This is a genomic window from Sphingomonas aerolata (genome assembly GCF_023935825.1).
Classification (GTDB): Bacteria; Pseudomonadota; Alphaproteobacteria; order Sphingomonadales; family Sphingomonadaceae; genus Sphingomonas; species Sphingomonas aerolata.
Map to the genome: position 1 here is coordinate 2,627,403 of NZ_CP098762.1, position 19,855 is coordinate 2,647,257.

The following is a 19,855-nucleotide window of genomic DNA, read 5'->3' on the forward strand; positions in this document are numbered from 1 at the left end:
TGGTTATGCCGTGGCGATGTGGGACAATTGCGTTTCGCCGCAACAATCTTATCGCTATGGAGGGTCGATCGCCGTGTTTGACGCGTTTCATGGGAGTTACACGTAATGAGTTTTGACCGGATCGATCGTCAGATCCTGTCGCTTCTGCAGGCCGACGGTCGGATGACCAATGTCGACCTAGCAGACCAGGTCGGGCTGACCGCGCCGCCATGCCTGCGCCGCGTCCGAGCGCTGGAAGAAGCGGGCGCGATCCGCGGCTATCATGCCGACCTCGACGCCGGCCGCCTTGGCTTCCCGATCACCGTCTTCGCGATGGTCAGCTTGCGCAGCCAGGCCGAGCACGACCTGGCCGCGTTCGAAACGCACATCGCCGACATCCCCGAGATCCGGGAATGCCACATGCTCAACGGCGAGATCGACTTCATCCTGAAGATCGTCGCCGCCGACCTGAAGAGCTTCCAGGAAATCCTGACCACGCACCTGACCCCTGCCCCCAATGTCGCCAGCGTGAAGACCTCGCTGACGATCCGCACTGCCAAGGCGCTGTCGGGCATTCCCGTCACGCTCGACTAGACTCAAGCTCAACGCCGCATCCGCGGCGACCCCTCCGACGCGGGGCACAAAAAAAGGGGACGGCATCGCTGCCGCCCCCTTTTCCATTCCTGCCACTCCCTCAGGCGGCGGGGGCGTTCATCCAGGCCGACCAGAGCTGCGCCGTCTCCAGACGCGGCGTGGTCTTCACCGCTGCGAACGAGGTCGCGGCACCAGCCTTGTCGCCCGACTTCGCCTGCGCGATGCCGAGATGCAGGTTGACGTCATCGGCATTCACGCCGCCCTTGCTGAGCGCAAGGCGATAGAGTTCGATCGCCTTGGCGTAGTTATCCTGACCGAGATAGGCATCAGCGGTGCCGGCAGCCAGCTTGCCATCGGCGTTGCTCGCGGCCTTCTTCTCGAGCCCGGACAAGGGGCCGTCGTTGCGGATCGCCGTGCCGGTATCCGCCAGCAGGGTCTTCGCCATGGTGTTGGTCGCAGGGATCTTGCCCGCAGCCATGCCTTCCTTGAGCACGGCCTGCGCCTCGCTCGGCAGACCGCGACGGTTCACGCTGTCCGCATATTCAAGATAATCGTTCTGATCGGCCAGCGACTTGGTCTGGCGCATCAGCCGGAACAGGTCGATCTTCTGCGTCTCGTCGAGCGTGACGACGCCGTTCTGCTGAAGGCCGAACGTCACGATCACGTCGCGCCACGTCTTGGGCGACGGATAGGCGACCGCGTATTTCTGCAACCAAGCAAAGGTCTCGGGCTTCAGCTTGGCGGCATTGGCCTTGCTGATCGCATAACGATAGAAATCCTCAGGTGCCTTCTGGCCCGCCGCAGTCGATGCCGTCACCGAGGCGTCGAGATCGGCGAGGCCGCTCTTCACGTCGCCGCTTTCCATCTTCGCCTTGACGATCTGGAGGTCGAGGTTGGGATCGGTGAAGCCGAGCGCCTTGGCCTTCTGGAAATACTGGATCGCGACCGGATACTGCTTGCCGTTGAACGCGAGCGCGCCGCGACGATAGGTGTAGCGCCCGCGCATGTCGGCAGGCGTGCTGGGATTGGCGATCAGCACGTCGAGCGGCCCGGCCAAGACCGTCTCGTTGATCGGAGCATTGGGGTTGGCGGCCTGTGCGGCGGCCAGCTTCTGCTGTTCCAGATCATAGCGCAGCGCGGCGCCGATATATTTGTCGTCGTCGGTCTTCGCGGCTGCGTCGATCTGCGCGAGCGCGGGCTCTGCGGTGGCGAAATCCTTCGCGGCGATCGCGGGCTGTGCGACCTGCGCGGCCTTCAGGACCTCGGGGCTCAGCTTGAGACCGCCCTTGGCCTCTTCCTTCTTGTCCTTGGCCATGGCCGGAACGCTAAGTGCCATGCCGCTCACCCCGGTGGCGAGCACCGCGGCCAGTGCGAGTTTCGAAATGGTCTTCATGCGGGAACTCTCCTCGTGCGTATCTGCGACTTGGCGCGACGCTATATGGGTGTGGCCGATTGCGTTCAAGCAAGCAGCGGGAATCAGGGTGAAGACACGCCTTATGTGTCTCGCGCACTGAACGCCGATTGAACGCGCCGGGTTGCACGGCTAGGTGACCCGCATGATCGCCGTCCTCTCGCCCGCCAAGACGCTCGACTATGAGACGGCCCTGCCCCCCGTCACCCCCACCCAGCCGCGGTTCGCCGACGAGGCGACGACGCTGGCGCATGCGGCGGCGCATCTGACGCAGAAGCGGCTGAGCGAGCTGATGCACATCTCGCCGGCGCTCGCGAAGCTCAATGCCGACCGGTTCGGCGATTTCGACACGCTGCCCGAACGCCCCGCGCTGTTCGCGTTCGCGGGTGACGTCTATACCGGGCTCGATGCAAAGACGCTCGACGAGGCGGCGGTGGACTATGCTCAGGATCATCTGCGCATGCTGTCGGGTCTTTACGGCCTGCTCCGTCCGCTCGACGCGATGCGCCCCTATCGGCTCGAAATGGGGACGCGCTGGGCGCCCCGTCAGAAGAAGCTGACCGACTGGTGGCGCGATCGGATCGCAAAGCTTCTTGCCGAAGACGTCGAGGCTGAAGGCTCCGGGACGATCCTCAATCTCGCCAGCCAGGAATATTGGGCGGCGGCGGACGGCAAGCTGCCAGCCGGGATCCGCGTCGTCGCGTTCGATTTCCGCGAGGGGGAGGCCCAGAAATTTGTCAGCTTCCACGCCAAGAAGGCGCGCGGGATGGCGGCGCGCTGGATGCTTGAGCACCGCATCGACGATATCGAGGGGATGAAGGGCTTCGACACCGACGGCTATGCCTATGACGCGGCGGGCAGCACCGACGCGCAGTGGCGGTTCGTGCGCCGATGAGCAGCGCGGTCGTCATCGGCGCCTCGGGCGGGATCGGCAAGGCGCTGGAAGAGGCGCTGCGCGACGAGGGCACGTTCGATGCCGTCCACGGCTTCTCGCGATCGGCCGATGGCGATCGCCATCTGGACCTGGAGGATGAAGCGAGCATCGCTGCTGCGGCGACGAAGGTCGGGTCGCCGACGCTCGTGATCGTCGCGACGGGCCTGCTCCATGCGGGCGACAAGGGGCCGGAAAAGGCGATGCGTGATCTCGATCCGGTGTGGATGGCGCGCAACTTCGCGATCAATGCGATCGGTCCCGCTTTGGTCGCCAAGCATTTCCTGCCGACGATGCCCAAGGCGGGGCGGATCGTGTTCGCGGTCCTCTCGGCGCGGGTCGGCAGCATCGGCGACAACAAGCTCGGCGGCTGGTACGGTTATCGCGCGTCGAAGGCGGCGCTCAACCAGCTCGTCCGGACGATCGCGATCGAGGACAAGCGGCGCAATTCGAGCGGCATCGTCGTCGGGCTGCATCCGGGTACGGTCGACACCGGTCTGTCGCAGCCGTTCCAGGGCAATGTGACGCCCGGCACGCTGTTCAAGCCTGACCGGGCGGCGGTCCAGCTGCTCGACGTGATCGACGGCCTCCGCGCGCCCGACAGCGGGAAGCTGTTCGCCTGGGACGGGGTCGAGATTACCCCCTGACCCGGGCCTTCGCCCGCCCTGAAGTCCGTCACCCCGGCGAACGCTGGTAAAACGCATCGTGCCGACAACCCGCAATCACCCGCAGATACCGATGAAACCTCTCCTCTCCCCGCGCGTACGCGTGCGCGGGGGTAGTAAGGTGGTCCCCCCTCGGCTAAGGTGTGTCATCGTACCGAAACAAGCCGAAAGCCCTCAGATTTGACCGACGAGACCATGCTCGCCGAACCCACCGGCGGCGAGCCAGCCGGCATTGCCACCATCTCGATCGTCGACGAGATGAAGTCGAGCTATCTCGACTATGCGATGAGCGTAATCGTCGCGCGCGCGCTCCCCGACGTCCGCGACGGCTTGAAGCCCGTCCATCGCCGCATCCTCTACGGCGCGCACGAAAGCGGCTTCGTCGCGGGCAAGCCGTATCGCAAGTCGGCGCGTATCGTCGGTGACGTGATGGGTAAATATCACCCGCACGGCGACAGCTCGATCTACGACGCCTTGGCCCGCATGACGCAGGACTGGTCGATGCGCGTGCCGCTGATCGACGGTCAGGGCAACTTCGGCTCGATGGATCCCGATCCACCCGCGGCGATGCGCTACACCGAGGCCCGCCTTGGCAAGGTCGCCAACGCGCTGCTCGGCGACCTCGACAAGGACACGGTCGACTTCACGCCCAATTATGACGGGTCGGAGCGCGAGCCGTCGGTGCTGCCGGCGCGCTTCCCCAACCTGCTCGTCAACGGCGCGGGCGGCATCGCGGTCGGCATGGCGACCAACATCCCGCCGCATAACCTCGGCGAAGTGATCGCCGCGTGCCTTGCCTATATGGACAATGGCGCGATCACGACCGAGGAACTGTTCGAGATCGTCCCCGGGCCCGACTTCCCGACCGGCGCGATCATTCTCGGCCGTGCGGGTGCGAAGTCCGCCTACGAGACCGGCCGCGGCTCGATCATCGTCCGCTCGCGCCACGTCGTCGAGGAGGGCAAGGGCGACCGTCGCTCGATCGTCCTCACCGAAATCCCGTTTCAGACCGGCAAGAACGGCCTGGTCGAGAAGATTGCCGAAGCCGCCAAGGACAAGCGTATCGAGGGCGTCAGCGACATTCGCGACGAGTCGAGCCGCATGGGCGTGCGCATCGTCATCGACCTGAAGCGCGATGCGACCCCTGACGTGGTGCTCAACCAGCTCTGGCGGCACACCCCCGCGCAGTCGAGCTTCCCCGCCAACATGCTCGCTATTCGCGGCGGCCGTCCCGAGCTTCTCAACCTGCGCGACATCATCGGCGCGTTCATCACCTTCCGCGAACAGGTCATCACGCGCCGCTCGAAGTTCGAGCTCGCCAAGGCTCGCGAGCGCGCGCATCTGTTGCTCGGCCTCGTCATTGCCGTCACCAACCTCGACGAAGTCGTCCGCATCATCCGCGGATCGTCGAGCCCCGCCGAAGCCCGCGGCAAGCTGCTCGCGCGCGAATGGCCGGTCGCTGAAATCGCGCCGTACATCGCGCTGGTCGAGGCGGTCGAGGACAAGCAGCAGGAGGGCATCTACAAGCTGTCCGAGCCGCAGGTCCGCGCGATCCTCGATCTGCGTCTCCACCGCCTCACCGCGCTCGGCCGCGACGAGATCGGCGACGAACTGAAGACGCTCGCGGCATCGATCGCCGAACTGCTCCACATCCTCGCCGACCGCGCCAAGCTGTACGAGGTGATGCGCGGAGAGCTGATCGCGATCCGTGACGAATTCGCGACCCCGCGCCGGTCCGAGATCGCCGCGGCCGCCAACGGCATCGATGACGAGGATCTGATCGAGCGCGAGGACATGGTCGTCACCGTGACCATGCAGGGCTATATCAAGCGCACCAGCCTCGACACGTTCCGTGCGCAGGCACGCGGCGGCAAGGGCCGCGCGGGCATGTCGACCAAGGACGAGGATGTCGTCACCGAGCTGTTCGTCACCTCGACGCACACGCCGGTGCTGTTCTTCTCGAACCTCGGCAAGGTCTATCGCTACAAGGTCTGGCGCCTGCCCGAGGGTGGCCCTGCCACGCGTGGCCGGCCGATGATCAACCTGTTGCCGCTGGCGCCGGGCGAGACGATCTCGACCGTGCTTCCGCTGCCGGAGGATCTGAGCGAGTGGAGCCGCCTCCACGTGATGTTCGCGACGCAGCGCGGGCTCGTCCGCCGCAACGCGATGGATGCGTTCACCAACGTGCCGTCGAACGGCAAGATCGCGATGCGCTTCGAAGAGGGTTCGGAGGACAAGCTGATCGGCGTCGCGCTGCTCACCGAGCATGACGACGTGCTGCTCGCGACGCGGCTCGGCAAGGCGATCCGCTTTGCCGGCGACGATGTCCGCGAGTTCCAGAGCCGCACATCGACGGGCGTGCGCGGCGTGACGCTGAAGGGCGACGACGAGGTCATCTCGCTGTCAGTCCTCCACCGTGTCGGCGCGACGCCCGAAGAGCGCGAGACGTACCTCAAATTCGCCCCCTGGAAGGGCGAGCGCGAGGGTGATCACGGGATGGGCGACGAGCGCTACAATGATCTCAAGGATCGCGAGCAGTTCATCCTGACGGTCTGCGAGAACGGCTATGGCAAGCTGTCGAGCGCGTACGACTATCGTCGCACGGGGCGTGGTGGTCAGGGTATCACCAACATCGACAACATCGCGCGCAACGGTCAGGTCGTGGCGAGCTTCGCCGCGGCCAAGGGCCATCAGCTGATGCTGGTGACCAACCAGGCCAAGCTGATCCGCACGACGCTTGCATCGCTGCGCGTTATCAGCCGTAATTCGGCCGGCGTGAAGCTGTTCGACGTGGCGAAGGGCGAGCATGTGGTCTCGGCCGCACGGATCGAGGAGACCGAGGAAGACGCCGAAGTGAACCTGGCCGACGCAACGCCAGAGCTGGCGCCCGACACCGGCGCGACGATCGGCGAGGACACGGCAGCGGGCGATCCGACCGAAGGCCAGGGGGACGGCGAATGAGCCGCGATCCTATCGCCTACAAGGTGCTGACGGGCGAGCAGCTGGCGTCGTTGGAAAGCGGCAGCTTCGCCGGCGCGCCGGTCGATCTGGCCGATGGGTATATTCACCTGTCGACCGCGGCGCAGCTGACCGAGACGGTCGACAAGCATTTCACCGGCCAGTCCGACCTGTACGTCGCCGCAGTCGATCTCGAAGCGATCGGCGACGACGTGACATGGGAAGAGTCGCGCGGCGGCCAGCTCTTCCCGCACATCTATAACGGCCCGCTCCTGCTCGAGACGGTGCTGTCCTACGGCCCGCTCGAACGCGACGATGCCGGCCAGGTGAAGCTTCCCGTAGCCGGCTGAAGCCCTGACCATCCTCCCCCGCCAGGGGGAGGTGGCAGGCAAAGTGTGACGGAGGGGCGACAACGACGACCGTCGTTTATCCGCCCCCCGCTACCCGATCACGCCGCCAGATCGCGCATCAACGGTGCATGCCGGTCGACCAGCACCGCACTCGCCTGGTTCAGCCCGACGACCTCGACCACCGCACCATGCCGCCGCAGCTTGGCGACCACATCGTCGAGCACGCCGACGGCGGTGACGTCCCAGAGATGCGCGCCCGTCAGGTCGATCCGCACATGCTTGGCCTCCTCGCGCAGGTCGAACCGGTCTGCGAAGATATCGGCGCTGGCGAAGAACACCTGCCCCGTCACGCTGTAGATGCGCGTATCGCTCGTCGCGTCGTACTCGACCGCCACGTCCATCATCCGCGTGACCTTCCACGCGAAGAATACGCCGCTCAGCAGCACGCCCACCCCGACGCCGAGCGACAGGTCGTGGGTCGCGACGGTGACAACGACCGTCGCCAGCATCACCACGCTCGACACCTTGGGATGCCGCACCAGATCGCGCAACGACCCCCAGGAGAAGGTGCTGATCGACACCATGATCATGATCGCGACCAGCGCCGCGACCGGCACCTGGGCGACCCAGGGACGCAACGGCACCATCACGACGAGCAGGAACACGCCGGCGACCATCGTCGAGAGCCGTCCGGTGCCGCCATAGCGGACATTGCCGACCGTCTGGCCGATCATCCCGCACCCGGCAATCCCGCCGAACGCGCCCGCAGCGATGTTGGCGAGCCCAAGCCCGGTGCATTCGCGCGCCTTGGAGCTGCGCGTCTCGGTCATCTCGTCGACGACATTGGCGGTCATCATCGATTCGAGCAGCCCAACCGCCGCCATCGCAAACGCATAGGGGGCGACGATGCGCAGCGTATCCCAGCTGAACGGCACATCGGGCAAGCCGAACGATGGCAGCGAATCGGGCAGCCGCCCGAGATCGCCGACCGTCTTCAGCGGCATCGGAAACCACATCGCGATTGCGGTCAGCACGACGATGCAGATCAGCGGCGACGGAATCGCACTTGAGATCCGCGGCACGAGGTAGATGATCGCAAGCCCGCCCGCGATCATCGCATAGGCCTGCCAGCTGACCCCCACCATCTGCGGCACCTGCGCCGAGAAGATCAGGATCGCGAGCGCGTTGACGAAGCCCGCATGGACCGAGCGCGAGACGAACCGCATCAGCACATCGAGCTTGGCGAGCCCGAACGCGATCTGGAGCATGCCCGCGAGGATCGTCGCGACGAGGAGATATTGCAGCCCGTGCGCATGAACGAGCGCGGCAGCGACCAGCGCGACGGAGCCCGCCGCGCCGGAGATCATCGCGGGGCGCCCGCCCGCAAAGGCGATGACGATGCCGATCACGAACGAGGCGAACAGGCCGACTTCGGGATCGATGCCGGCGACGAAGGAAAAGGCGATGACCTCGGGGATCAGCGCGAAGGTGCCGACCATGCCGGCGAGAATGTCACGCCGCGCGGCCGTCGGGCCGCTATACCACTCGGCGCGGTAACGAGAAAAAGCAGAAATTGTCATGGATGTGTCCGCATAGGACGCACGAACCGCGGCGACGCTTTCGGTCGCGGGTGTTCACAATGGCGTCGTTGCGTTGTCCGGCGGATCGGCGGCCGGAATAGCCACCCGGAATTGCACCGGGTCCAAGCGAATGCGGGCCTGCTAGCGGATACGGTGCTGCATTGCAACGCGGTCTGCCACTCTTACTCCACAACCCCGTCATCCTGACGAAAGTCAGGATGACGGGGTTGCTGAAGTTCACCGTTCGTGGCTCTGGATCCTGACTTTCGTCAGGATGACGGAGGGTCAAGCCCGTCGAAAATCACGTAAACAGGTCGACCACCTCGGCCCCCTCGCCCACCGCCTGCAACAGCAGGGTCCGGTGGCAATGGCAGGGGTCGCGCTCGTAACACAGCAGCGCGCTTGGCTTCTCCGCCGCGAGCGCGAGCATGATCGCCGCCTGTGCCTGCGCCTCGGGCAGTTCGAGCTGTTCGTCATACACCGCGGTCAGCGTCGCGACGTCACCCTTCTTCGCTGCATCGCGCCCGCGCTTCGGCGTCCCGAGCGCCTTCAGATGCGTGTAATCGATCTCCGCCTCGCGTAACGACGCCGCAAGCGACGTCTTCGAGAATCCCGGCCTACGCGACAGCGGCAGCGCGCGGACGTCGATCACCCGCTCGACCCCGGCCTGCCTCAGCGCCGCGAGAAAGTCCGTCATCGTGGTGGCTTCATAGCCGATCGTGAAGATCTTCATGAGAGCGAAGTGGGATTGGACCGCTGACACGGCAAGCGTCCGGCGCTATCTGGCGGGAATGACCCACGACATCCATGTTATCGGCGGCGGCCTCGCCGGATCCGAAGCCGCCTGGCAGCTCGCCGAAGCCGGCCTCAAGGTCCGCCTCTCCGAAATGCGCGGCAGCGGCGAAGCCACGCCCGCGCACCAGACCGACGGCCTCGCCGAACTCGTCTGCTCGAACAGTTTTAGATCCGACGATGCGGAGAGCAATGCGGTCGGCCTGCTCCATCAGGAACTCCGCACGCTCGGCTCGCTGATCATGCGTCAGGCGGATATCCACCGCGTCCCCGCCGGCTCCGCGCTCGCGGTCGACCGCGACAATTTCTCGAACAGCGTGACGGAGGCGATCGACCAGCATCCGAACATTACGCTCGTCCGCGAACGCATCGACGCGCTGCCCGACGGCCCGACGATCGTCGCGACCGGCCCGCTCACCGCCGCCTCGCTCGCCGCAGGGATTGGCGCCGAGACCGGCCGCGAGGCACTCGCCTTTTTCGACGCGCTCGCGCCGATCGTCCACCGCGACTCGATCGACATGGAGACGGCGTGGTTCGCCTCGCGCTGGGACAAGGGCGAGGGCAAGGACTACATCAACTGCCCGATGGACAAGGACCAGTATCTCGCCTTCCATCAGGGCCTGGTCGATGGCGAGAAGACGCCGTTCAAAGACTGGGAGAAGGACACGCCCTATTTCGACGGCTGCATGCCGATCGAGGTGATGGCGGAGCGCGGCGTCGACACGCTGCGCTACGGGCCGATGAAGCCCGTCGGGCTCGACAATCCCAAGACCGGGCGCTGGCCGCACGCGGTCGTCCAGCTCCGCCAGGACAATGCTCAGGGGACGCTCTGGAACATCGTCGGCTTCCAGACCAAGCTGAAGCACGCCGATCAGGTCCGGCTGTTCCGCACGATTCCGGGCCTGGAGAATGCCGAGTTCGCCCGGCTGGGTGGCCTGCACCGCAACACCTTCATCCGCTCGCCCGAACTGCTCGATGCGACGCTGCGGCTGAAATCGCGGCCGAACATCCGCTTCGCCGGGCAGATCACGGGGTGCGAGGGCTATATCGAAAGCTGCGGCATCGGCCTGCTCGCGGGCCGGTTCGCCGCCGCCGAACTGACCGGCCAGACGCTGACGCCGCCACCCTTTGCGACCGCACTCGGCGCGTTGCTCGGCCACATCACCGGTGGCGCAGAGGCGGAGACCTATCAGCCGATGAACGTCAATTTCGGGCTGTTCCCGCCGATCCCCGGCCGCACCAAGAAGACCGATCGCAAGCGGATGTATACCGATCGCGGCCGCGCGGCGCTGGCGGCGTGGCTCAACTCTCCTCAGACGACGGCGGAACCGGCGGACAGGCAGCCCGAGACGACGGCTTCCGCCTGACCGCGGTGGTGGCAAATTCGGGCGCGGTCATCGCGCCCGATTTGTCCGCATCCGCACCGGCGAACTTGGTCGTCGCCTTGACCGCCCATTCGTCGAACGACAGCCGCCCGTCGCCATCGACGTCGAGCTTCGTATAGGCCTTGCGCCGCGCGACCAGATATTCGTCGCGCGTCACGGCGCCGTCGCGATCCTTGTCGTACCGCTGAAATCGGCGCTGTTCGCGCGTTGCATCGGTCGCGCGCGGCGCCGTGGGCGGCAAGGGGTCGGTCCCGCCGTCCGCCTGTGCCTGGGTCTGCGCCTGCGCGGTCGGTTGTGGCGCCAGCACTGGCCCGGATCGCACCTTGCCGCCAAAGCCCAGTATTGCCGCACCGATCAGCGCGATCAGCGCCGCGCCGCCCGTCAGGTATCGCCACATCCCCGGTCTCCCCCACCCCCGGACGTCCCCGTCCAGGCGCAAGGCTAGTCCTGCAGCGCGCCGATCTCAAACGAACCGGTCAGTATCCGACCAGTCTGTGCAGCAGCAGACGGCCGACCCGCTTCGGGCTGCCGGCCGGTCGCTCCGGCGCCGCAAGATCGACCCGCGCCAGCAGTGCGAGTGCGCCGAGCGATCGTGCGCGTCGTGGCCAGCGGCCGTGGAGCGCCGTATCGAGCCGCCCGCGCGCCATCGCGGCCACGCCTGCCGCGCGTTGCGGATCCGACAGCCGCAGCGACAGATCTGCCAGCGCCCATCCCTCACCCGCCGCCGCGATGCGATCGTCTGACGCCGCCAGCAAAGATGCCGCCGCCGCGAACAGCTGTCCGCCGCGCAGGCGGGCAAAGCGTTCGACCGCTGCATCGTCGAGCGGCGTTTCAAGCAGTGCCTCCCACCCCTCGGCGATCGTCGCGATCGTCGCGCCGCCGACCTGCGGCACGACATGGCGTGCGAGCGCCTGCAACACGGGCTCGGCCGGCGGCGGCGCGGTGTCGAGCCGGCCGAGCGCCTCATACCACCAGGTCAGCCGCATCTGCCCGACGATCGGCTCGCGCGTCGTTTTGAGGATCGTGCCGAGCGCCGTATCGAGCGCGAACAGCGCCTCGAGCCCGGGCCGGGTCGAGGCCGGGGCGTAGCTCAGGGCAAGCGCGCGCTCGGGATTGACGGCCGGCACTGGAGGTGCCGTCTGCGCCGAGGCAGTCTCGTTAACCATATTGCTTGTGCTCCGCTTATCGACTTCCGGTGCAAGACCTGCACTTCCAATTTCGTTCGATGGCGCACAATGCGATTCTGTAGGAATAAGGCATCTTCGCCGGCCCGTGGCTTTCTAGGCAGGCTAGCTCGCGACACCAAGGGCAATGTCCTGGCAATCGTCGCGGCGGCGATCCTGCCAATGACTGCCTTTATCGGTGCCGGTCTCGATCTCAGCCGCGCCTATCTCGTGCGCACGCGACTTCAGCAGGCCTGTGACGCCGGCGTACTCGCCGGGCGGCGGGCGATGGGCGCCGGAGGGTCGCTATCCACCAGCGTTTCCGGGCAGATCGCAAGCTTCGTCAACTTCAACTTCCCGCAGACGTCATACGATACCGCGCCGTTCACGATCGTCCCCACGCTCACCAGCGCGACGGATACGATCAACCTGACGCTGTCGACGACGATGAACACCGCGATCATGCGGCTGTTCGGGACAAGCACCGTCGCGGTGACGGTCAATTGCAGTGCCCGTGACGACTATGCGAACATCGACATCGTTCTGGTGCTCGACACCACCGGGTCGATGGCGTGCGCGCCGGCACGCACGGCATCGAGTTGCAGTACCTATGCCAACGCACAGTTGGGCAACATCCTCCGGGTCGCCGGAAGGGACGTGACTTATGTCGCGGAAGAAGGTGCGATCGGAACGGGCAACATCTCGCGCATGCAGGGGCTGCGCAATGCGCTGAAGTCGCTTCAGGCGCAGATGGCAATCATCGAATCGCAATTTTCCGCTGCGTCCTCCAGCTCCCGCAAGCGGATTCGTTGGGCAATCGTGCCGTTCTCACAGATGACGAACCCTGGGTTCAGCACCGGTGCGACGGGAGCGACGCTCTATGCCCGCAATCCCGGCTGGTTCAATGCCAGCGGTTCCTACCGTTATTCCTGGTGCGGCGCAGCGTCCACGTCCTGTGCCTACGCGCCTGCAACGACATCTCACGACGCGGATTGGATCGCCAAGAAGTGGGACGGGTGCGTCGAGGAACGCGGCACGAGCAACCTGATCACGGCCAACTCAGGCTATCAGATCCCCGGCAACCTTCCGGCGAACGCGCAGGACCTGAAATTCGACGTCGTCCCGAACAGCACGGACACACGCTGGACGATGGCCGACACGGAGGCGACTGGAGTCGCGCAATATGCCTGCCCCAAGGCAATGCGCGAGCTCGCGCCGATGACGGCAAACGCGTTCAATGACTATTTCGCGTTCAACACCGGCTTTGTCGCGAACGGCGGCACCTATCTTGATATCGGCATGTTGTGGGCGGCACGGCTGTTGTCGCGAAACGGATTATGGGGAAGTGACAATCCGGCAATCTACAATGGCTTCCCGGTCAAACGCTATGTCATCCTGATGACTGACGGCGAGATGGACACCGGCAATGTCGGCTATGGAGCTTATGCGCAGGAGCTGTTCTGGAGGCGCATTACGAACAACGGCAACCGCGACACGTCGGATGAAAACCACGAAAAGCGTCTGCTGATGACCTGCGACGCGATCAAGAATATGGAAGCGGAAATCTACGCGATCTCCTTCGGCAACGGATCGACCCTGTCTGCTGCCCTTCAGGCCTGTTCGTCGGGCGCCGGCTACGGCTATCGCGCCGCAGACAGCGATGCGCTCAACAAGGCGTTCCAGGACATCGGCGAGAATATCGGGTCGCTGAGGCTCTCGCGGTGACATACCGCCTCCTCCCCGCAATCACCCAGGACCGGCGCGGTGCGACGGTAACCGAGTTCGCACTGATCCTTGCCCCGCTCTGCGTGATGATCATGGGAACGATGGAGGTCGGCTATCAGGCCTATGTCCGGTCCGTCACGCTTGGCGCAGTCGAGACGCTGACCCGTGCGGTTACGCTGCAGAATGCCGATGCGAGCGTCGGGGAAACCGAACTGCGCGCGCAGATCCGACGCGTCGCGCCTTCCGCCACGGTGGACATCGTGCGCGGTAGCGTGAACCGGTATAACAGCTTCGGCACGCTCGAGCGCCTGACGCAGGATCTCAACAACAACGGCATTCTTGACGGTCCTGTCGATACCGATGGTAATGGCGTGAAGGACAAGTCGGACTGCTGGGAAGACGTCGACAATAACGGTGTCCGCAACATCGTGACCACGGGCGCAAATTCGATCGGCGGGGCCGACGACATTGTAAAATACACCGTGACCGTGACATATGACCGGTTGCTGCCGATCAACCGCTTCATTGGCGGATCGTCGCGCACCGGCACACAGGCCAGCACGGTGGTGCGTCGCCAGCCGTTCGAAGCGCAGACCGCCCCAACCATCCGGTGCAAATCGTGATTACCTCCCCCAAACTACGCCCGACGCGACAGCGCGTCATAGCAATTCGCGGCGATTGCTCCGGCATCGCGCTGTTGGAATTCGCGTTGGCATTGCCAATCTTCGTCGGCCTGACGATGGTCGGGATGGAGACCGTCAATCTCGCTTATGCATCGCAGAAAGTCGGTGACGTCGCGACACTCACGACGGACCAGATCGCACGCATTCGGATCGGCATTAGCGAGGGCGACATCACCGAGTCACTGAACGGGATCAAGGACATCGGATCGACGATGGGCTTTGCCGCGAACGGCCGCATCATTGTTTCGAGCGTGCAGCCGATCCTGGACTCAGCCGGCACAGTAACCAATCAGAGGATCCGGTGGCAACGCTGTTCCGGCGCTCTGGCTGTAACGTCGTCCTATGGCGCTGCCGGCGCGTCGTTGGGTGTTGCGGGAATCGGACCATCTGGGCGCAAGATCGCCGCGGGTCCCAACGACGAAGTCATCTTCGTTGAGGTCGTCTATGCCTATCAGCCGCTCATCTCGAACAGTTTTCTCGGTGCGCGCACATTGCGATCGATCACCGGGATGACGGTACGCGAGCGTAAGGTCAACGACGTGCAATCGACAGGCACCGCCTCGCCTTGCACTCAGTTCAGCGCCTGACGGCGTCGGATCGCGAAAACTCGACGAAACGGGCTTGGGGCTGGGCGGCAGACACCGCACGCAGCCCCTCGCTCGAACGGCAAGCCGTTACCGGTACGTCACCTTCTTCGCCGCATCGACGACCTTTGCGACATCGACCAGCATCAGCTTTTCGAGGTTCGCCGCATAGGGCATCGGCACGTCTTCGTTGGTCACGCGCAGCACTGGCGCGTCGAGGTCGTCGAAGCCGTGCTCCATCACCACCGACACGATCTCGGACGCGATCGAGCAGGTTGCCCAGTTTTCCTCAACGATGATCATGCGGTTGGTCTTGGCGAGGCTTTTCAGCACCGTGTCGGTGTCGAGCGGGCGCAGCGTGCGCAGGTCGATGACCTCCGCGTCGATCCCCTCCTCGGCGAGCTTCTCGGCTGCCTCGAGGCTGATGCCCACACCGATCGAGTAGCTGACGATCGTCACGTCCTTGCCCTCGCGGACGATGCGCGCCTTGCCGATCGGCAGGACATGGTCGTCGAGCTTGGGGACGTCGAAGCTGCGGCCGTACATCAGCTCGTTCTCGAGGAACACGACCGGATCGTCGGTGCGGATCGCCGCCTTCAGCAGGCCCTTGGCATCCGCCGCGTCATAGGGCGCGATCACGATCAGGCCGGGGACGCTCGCATACCAGGCCGCGAAGTTGTGCGAATGCTGCGCACCCACGCGCGACGCGGCGCCGTTGGGACCACGGAACACGATCGGGCAGCGCATCTGGCCACCCGACATGTAGTTGGTCTTGGCGGCCGAGTTGATGATGTGATCGATCGCCTGCAACGCGAAGTTGAAGGTCATGAACTCGACGATCGGGCGGAGGCCACCCATCGCCGCGCCTGCACCGATGCCGGCAAAGCCGTATTCGGTGATCGGCGTGTCGATCACCCGACGCTCGCCGAACTCGTCGAGCAGCCCCTGCGTGACCTTGTACGCGCCCTGATACTGCGCGACTTCCTCGCCCATCACGAAGACGCGGTCGTCCTCGCGCATTTCCTCGGCCATCGCATCGCGTAGCGCCTCGCGGACGGTTGTCTTGACCATCTCGGTACCCTCCGGGATCGCCGGATCGGTCTTGCCGACCTTCTCCGCCGACGCGACGAGCTGCTGCGTCCCGCTCTCGGCCTTGGCAGGCGACGCGCCCTCGGGCACCGGCGGCGCCTTGTCGTCCGACGGAGTCTCCTTGGGCGCGGCGTTGGCGGCTTCGCCCGCGCGCGCCTCGGTCGGCGCGCTGTCGGCGCTTTCGCCCTCTTCGAGCAGCGTCGCGATGACGGTGCCGACCTTCACATTGTCGGTACCCTCGGCGACCATGATCTTGCCGATCGTGCCCTCGTCGACAGCCTCGAACTCCATCGTCGCCTTGTCGGTCTCGATCTCGGCCATGATGTCGCCGGACTTGACGCTATCGCCTTCCTTGACGAGCCATTTGGCGAGCGTACCCTCTTCCATCGTCGGGGAGAGCGCGGGCATCTTGATCTCGATCGCCATCAGTACGACTCCACCAGAACGTCGGTGTAGAGCTCGGCGACATCCGGCTCGGGGGTCTGTTCGGCGAAATCGGCGGCTTCGTTCACAGTCTTCCTGATCTCTTGTTCGATGGACTTCAGGTCCGCCTCGGTCACGCCCTGCTCGTCGAGCAGCTTCTTGATGTGATCGATCGGGTCGGACTTGTCGCGGACCGCCTGGACCTCGTCACGCGTACGGTATTTCGCCGGATCGGACATCGAGTGGCCACGATAGCGATAGGTCTTCATCTCGAGGATGACCGGGCCCTTGCCCGCGCGGACCCAGGCGATCGCCTCTTCGGCGGCCCCGCGGCACGCCAGCACGTCCATGCCGTCGACCTGGATGCCGGGAATGCGGAACGATTCGCCGCGGCGATAGAGCTGGTCCTCGGCCGAGGCGCGATTGACGCTCGTACCCATGGCGTACTGGTTGTTCTCGATCACGAAGATGATCGGGAGCTTCCACAGCTCGGCCATGTTGAAGCTCTCATACACCTGGCCCTGGTTCGCGGCGCCGTCGCCGAAATAGGCCATGCAGATGCCGCCGTCGTTCGAATATTTATGCTTGAACGCGAGGCCGGTGCCCAGCGACACCTGAGCACCGACGATGCCGTGCCCGCCGTAGAATTTATGCTCGGTCGAGAACATGTGCATCGACCCGCCCTTGCCCTTCGAGATGCCCGAGCCGCGCCCGGTCAGCTCGGCCATGATAACCTTCGGGTCGATCCCGTAGGCGAGCATGTGGCCGTGGTCGCGATAGCCGGTGATGACCGAATCGGTCTCGCCGTCGAGCGCGGACTGCAGGCCGACTGCGACGGCTTCCTGGCCGATGTACAGATGGCAGAAGCCGCCGATCAGGCCGAGACCGTAAAGCTGGCCCGCCTTTTCCTCGAAACGCCGGATCAGCAGCATTTGCTTGTAGAAGGCGAGCAGCTCGTCCTTGCTGGCCTCATAGGGCTTGGGTTCGGCTGGCCGTTCACGGTTGGTGATCGGGGGCTCGGCGATTGCACGTGCTGGGGGGGCTTTGGCCACGATGTGGGAAACCTCGTTTTCCGTAGGGGAGTTGCCGCAGCCTATAGGCGCGGACGGGGCCGAACATCAATTCCCGTCTGGGGTATGCGATTTTGCGACTGTCCCGCGAGCCTCGATCCGTCGCGCCCAACTCGCGGGTCGTCGCCCCCGCCCCTATCCCCGCCCCAAGCAAAGCTCCGGTTGCCCTTTCCGCGCCCGACCTCCTAAAGCCCAGGACAATGAACCCGACGATCGACCCGCATCAGCATCCCTTTTGGATCGCCAATTTTCGCGCCTATTGGCTGTCGCGGTTCGCCGGCACGATCGCGGTCAGCGCGATGTCGATCGTCATCGGCTGGCAGGTCTACAACCTCGCGCGCGAAACGATGGACATCCGCCAGGCGGCGTTCATGCTCGGGATGATCGGCTTTGCGCAGTTCGTGCCGCTGTTCCTGCTGACCCCGATCACCGGGCTCGTCGCGGACAGCTTCGACCGGCGCTGGATCGTCCGCGGCACGACCACGCTTCTGGTCCTCACCGCCGCGACGCTCTGGCTGCTGACATGGTCCGGCCATCTCACGCTGGGCGCACTGTTCGCCGCCGCGGTCGCCTTCGGCGTCGCGCGCGCCTTTTCCGGGCCGGCTTATTCGGCACTGGCGCCCAATCTCGTGCCCCGGGCGGTGCTCCCCACCGCGATCGCGATCAGTTCGATCGCGTGGCAGGTCGGAACGATCGCAGGCCCCAGCGTCGGCGGGCTGCTCTACGCGATCCATCCCGAGGTCGCGTACGGCGTGGCGACGCTGCTCTTCCTCGTGGCGCTCGTGTTCATGTTCCTGATCGGCCCGGTGGCACAGCCCGCCGCGCAGACCGACCATCGCCCCCTCGCGCGGATCATCGAGGGCTTCACCTATGTCCGCCGCAACCGGCTGGTGCTCGCGACGATCACGCTCGACCTGTTCGCGGTTTTGCTGGCGGGAGCCACGTCGCTGCTGCCGGTCTATGCCCGCGATATCCTGCATGTCGGGTCGCAGGGGCTCGGCGTGCTCGCCGCGGGCATGGGGATCGGCGCCGCGGTCACCGCGATCTGGTTTTCGATTCGGCCGATGTCCCGCAATGTCGGGGTCAAGATGCTGGTCGCGGTGATCGTGTTCGGCATCGCGATCCTCACCTTCGGGGTCGCGACGCCGATCGTCGAGCTAATCGGGCTCACCCCCGGCACGGTTGCGGGGTTCCCCATTCATCCCGCGTTCGTCCTCAGCCTCGTCGCGCTGATCGTCGCGGGCGGTGCGGACATGATCTCGGTCTATGTCCGCCAGTCGCTCATCCAGCTTCACACGCCCGACGTGATGCGCGGCCGGGTCAGCGCGGTATCGCAGCTGACGATCTCGGCCTCGAACGAGCTCGGCGAATTCGAAAGCGGGGTGATGGCATCGCTGCTCGGCCCGGTCGGCGCAGTGGTGTTCGGCGGGGTTGGTGCTATTGCCGTCACGATCGGCTGGGCGCGCCTGTTCCCGGAACTCGGGGCAGCGAAGACCTTTGATCCCCCCGAGATCCTAGAGACCGAACCACAGCACGGAGAAGCCAAGCCATGAAAGCCTCCTCGATCCTGGACACGATCGGCAACACGCCGCACGTCCGCCTGTCGAAGCTCTTCCCCGATTCCGAAGTCTGGGTGAAATCCGAACGGTCCAACCCGGGCGGTTCGATCAAGGACCGTATCGCGCTGGCGATGGTCGAGGCCGCGGAAAAGGCCGGTGACTTGAAGCCCGGCGGCACGATCATCGAACCGACCAGCGGCAACACCGGCGTCGGCCTGGCGATGGTCGCAGCGGTCAAGGGCTACAAGCTGATCCTCGTGATGCCCGAAAGCATGAGCGTCGAACGTCGGCGTCTGATGCTCGCTTATGGTGCGACTTTCGACCTGACCCCGCGCGAGAAGGGCATGAAGGGCGCGATCGAACGCGCGCGCGAGCGCGTTGCCGAGACGCCCGGCGCCTGGATGCCGCAGCAGTTTGAAAATCCTGCGAACATCGACGTGCATGTCCGCACGACAGCACAGGAAATCCTCGAAGATTTCCGGGATACGCCGATCGACGTGATCATCACGGGCGTCGGCACCGGCGGCCACATCACGGGCGTCGCCGAGGCGCTGAAGGCGCACTGGCCCGAGTTGAAGGTCTATGCGGTCGAGCCCGCCGCCTCGCCGGTGATCGCCGGTGGCCAGCCGGGCCCGCATCCGATCCAGGGCATCGGCGCAGGCTTCATCCCCGCCAATCTCCACACCCAGGCGATCGACGGCGTGATCGAGGTCGATGCCGCGGTCGCCAAGGACATGGCACGCCGATCGGCGGCCGAAGAGGGCATGCTGGTCGGGATCAGCTCGGGCGCGACGCTGGCCGCGATCCTGCAGAAGCTGCCCGATCTTCCCGACGACGTCCGCGTTCTCGGCTTCAACTATGATACCGGCGAGCGCTATCTGTCCGTGCCGGACTTCCTTCCGGAGCAGTGACGA

At 65.3% G+C, this 19,855-nt stretch carries 18 protein-coding genes and 1 other annotated feature; of the genes, 11 read left to right on the forward strand and 7 right to left on the reverse strand.

The genetic code is table 11. From position 1 onward, the window contains the following. Positions 1 to 105: 105 nt before the first annotated feature. Entirely contained in the window at positions 106 to 573 is a 468-nt protein-coding gene (locus NEF64_RS11895) for an Lrp/AsnC family transcriptional regulator (protein ID WP_031393257.1), read from the forward strand. A gap of 100 nt (positions 574 to 673) precedes the next feature. Here the strand turns inward: NEF64_RS11895 and NEF64_RS11900 are convergent, their stop codons facing one another. Continuing rightward, the gene (locus tag NEF64_RS11900; RefSeq protein WP_031393258.1) at positions 674 to 1,966 is read right to left on the reverse strand and encodes a hypothetical protein; all 1,293 of its coding nucleotides are present in this window, start codon (positions 1,964 to 1,966) and stop codon (positions 674 to 676) included. Positions 1,967 to 2,129: 163 nt separating this feature from the next. Here NEF64_RS11900 and yaaA point away from each other — a divergent pair, with 163 nt between their 5' ends. The 4 genes from yaaA to NEF64_RS11920 all read left to right on the forward strand — a co-directional run bounded on the left by yaaA (position 2,130) and on the right by NEF64_RS11920 (position 6,888). Continuing rightward, positions 2,130 to 2,879 carry a peroxide stress protein YaaA gene (gene yaaA, locus NEF64_RS11905; RefSeq protein WP_056407680.1) on the forward strand — a complete coding sequence of 250 codons (750 nt, stop codon included), beginning with the start codon at positions 2,130 to 2,132 and terminating at the stop codon, positions 2,877 to 2,879. Further along, positions 2,876 to 3,562: an SDR family NAD(P)-dependent oxidoreductase gene (locus NEF64_RS11910; protein WP_056408676.1), complete on the forward strand. Its 687-nt coding sequence runs from the start codon at positions 2,876 to 2,878 to the stop codon at positions 3,560 to 3,562. Before yaaA ends, NEF64_RS11910 begins: the two co-directional genes overlap by 4 nt. A 198-nt stretch (positions 3,563 to 3,760) precedes the next feature. Beyond that, positions 3,761 to 6,541: a DNA gyrase subunit A gene (gene gyrA / locus NEF64_RS11915; protein ID WP_056407678.1), complete on the forward strand. Its 2,781-nt coding sequence runs from the start codon at positions 3,761 to 3,763 to the stop codon at positions 6,539 to 6,541. Beyond that, positions 6,538 to 6,888: a DUF952 domain-containing protein gene (locus NEF64_RS11920; protein WP_056407676.1), complete on the forward strand. Its 351-nt coding sequence runs from the start codon at positions 6,538 to 6,540 to the stop codon at positions 6,886 to 6,888. The genes gyrA and NEF64_RS11920 overlap by 4 nt, the downstream gene beginning before the upstream one ends. 98 nt (positions 6,889 to 6,986) lie before the next feature. Here NEF64_RS11920 and NEF64_RS11925 read toward each other — a convergent pair whose 3' ends face one another. Beyond that, the gene (locus NEF64_RS11925) at positions 6,987 to 8,468 is read right to left on the reverse strand and encodes a SulP family inorganic anion transporter (RefSeq protein ID WP_056407674.1); all 1,482 of its coding nucleotides are present in this window, start codon (positions 8,466 to 8,468) and stop codon (positions 6,987 to 6,989) included. A 71-nt stretch (positions 8,469 to 8,539) separates the two neighbouring features. Further along, positions 8,540 to 8,595, reverse strand: a sequence feature (sul1 is cis-regulatory element that is thought to sense ions involved in sulfur or methionine metabolism; They are found in Alphaproteobacteria). Between the two features lie 174 nt (positions 8,596 to 8,769). After that, complete coding sequence (locus NEF64_RS11930) at positions 8,770 to 9,201, reverse strand: DUF488 domain-containing protein (protein WP_031393264.1); 432 nt, start codon at positions 9,199 to 9,201, stop codon at positions 8,770 to 8,772. A 58-nt stretch (positions 9,202 to 9,259) separates the two neighbouring features. Between NEF64_RS11930 and trmFO the strand changes: the two genes are divergently transcribed. Then, positions 9,260 to 10,627 (forward strand): methylenetetrahydrofolate--tRNA-(uracil(54)-C(5))-methyltransferase (FADH(2)-oxidizing) TrmFO, encoded by a 1,368-nt coding sequence (trmFO, locus tag NEF64_RS11935; protein WP_056407672.1) that lies wholly within the window; start codon positions 9,260 to 9,262, stop codon positions 10,625 to 10,627. Here trmFO and NEF64_RS11940 read toward each other — a convergent pair. Both NEF64_RS11940 and NEF64_RS11945 read right to left on the reverse strand, forming a co-directional pair. Continuing rightward, positions 10,563 to 11,042 carry an EF-hand domain-containing protein gene (locus NEF64_RS11940; RefSeq protein WP_056407670.1) on the reverse strand — a complete coding sequence of 160 codons (480 nt, stop codon included), beginning with the start codon at positions 11,040 to 11,042 and terminating at the stop codon, positions 10,563 to 10,565. The two genes, trmFO and NEF64_RS11940, sit on opposite strands and share 65 nt — an antisense overlap. Positions 11,043 to 11,121: 79 nt before the next feature. Next, complete coding sequence (locus NEF64_RS11945; protein WP_056407667.1) at positions 11,122 to 11,811, reverse strand: squalene/phytoene synthase family protein; 690 nt, start codon at positions 11,809 to 11,811, stop codon at positions 11,122 to 11,124. A gap of 69 nt (positions 11,812 to 11,880) precedes the next feature. Here NEF64_RS11945 and NEF64_RS11950 point away from each other — a divergent pair, with 69 nt between their 5' ends. The 3 genes from NEF64_RS11950 to NEF64_RS11960 are packed head-to-tail and all read left to right on the forward strand — an operon-like array spanning position 11,881 to position 14,803. Then, positions 11,881 to 13,533: a TadE/TadG family type IV pilus assembly protein gene (locus NEF64_RS11950; protein ID WP_261362604.1), complete on the forward strand. Its 1,653-nt coding sequence runs from the start codon at positions 11,881 to 11,883 to the stop codon at positions 13,531 to 13,533. Continuing rightward, the gene (locus NEF64_RS11955; protein WP_056407663.1) at positions 13,530 to 14,156 is read left to right on the forward strand and encodes a TadE/TadG family type IV pilus assembly protein; all 627 of its coding nucleotides are present in this window, start codon (positions 13,530 to 13,532) and stop codon (positions 14,154 to 14,156) included. The genes NEF64_RS11950 and NEF64_RS11955 overlap by 4 nt, the downstream gene beginning before the upstream one ends. Then, a complete protein-coding gene (locus tag NEF64_RS11960; protein WP_162235407.1) occupies positions 14,153 to 14,803 on the forward strand; it encodes a TadE/TadG family type IV pilus assembly protein in 651 nt (216 codons plus the stop codon). Before NEF64_RS11955 ends, NEF64_RS11960 begins: the two co-directional genes overlap by 4 nt. Positions 14,804 to 14,890: 87 nt before the next feature. Here NEF64_RS11960 and NEF64_RS11965 read toward each other — a convergent pair whose 3' ends face one another. Together NEF64_RS11965 and pdhA are read right to left on the reverse strand one after the other, a co-directional pair. Further along, positions 14,891 to 16,315 (reverse strand): pyruvate dehydrogenase complex E1 component subunit beta, encoded by a 1,425-nt coding sequence (locus tag NEF64_RS11965; protein WP_056407660.1) that lies wholly within the window; start codon positions 16,313 to 16,315, stop codon positions 14,891 to 14,893. Further along, entirely contained in the window at positions 16,315 to 17,364 is a 1,050-nt protein-coding gene (gene pdhA / locus NEF64_RS11970; RefSeq protein ID WP_031394777.1) for a pyruvate dehydrogenase (acetyl-transferring) E1 component subunit alpha, read from the reverse strand. The genes NEF64_RS11965 and pdhA overlap by 1 nt, the downstream gene beginning before the upstream one ends. A gap of 218 nt (positions 17,365 to 17,582) precedes the next feature. Here pdhA and NEF64_RS11975 point away from each other — a divergent pair, with 218 nt between their 5' ends. Together NEF64_RS11975 and cysK are read left to right on the forward strand one after the other, a co-directional pair. Next, on the forward strand, positions 17,583 to 18,935 hold the full coding sequence (locus tag NEF64_RS11975; protein WP_056407658.1) for an MFS transporter: 1,353 nt from the start codon (positions 17,583 to 17,585) through the stop codon (positions 18,933 to 18,935). Beyond that, positions 18,932 to 19,852 carry a cysteine synthase A gene (gene cysK, locus NEF64_RS11980; protein WP_056407656.1) on the forward strand — a complete coding sequence of 307 codons (921 nt, stop codon included), beginning with the start codon at positions 18,932 to 18,934 and terminating at the stop codon, positions 19,850 to 19,852. The genes NEF64_RS11975 and cysK overlap by 4 nt, the downstream gene beginning before the upstream one ends. Positions 19,853 to 19,855 lie beyond the last annotated feature (3 nt).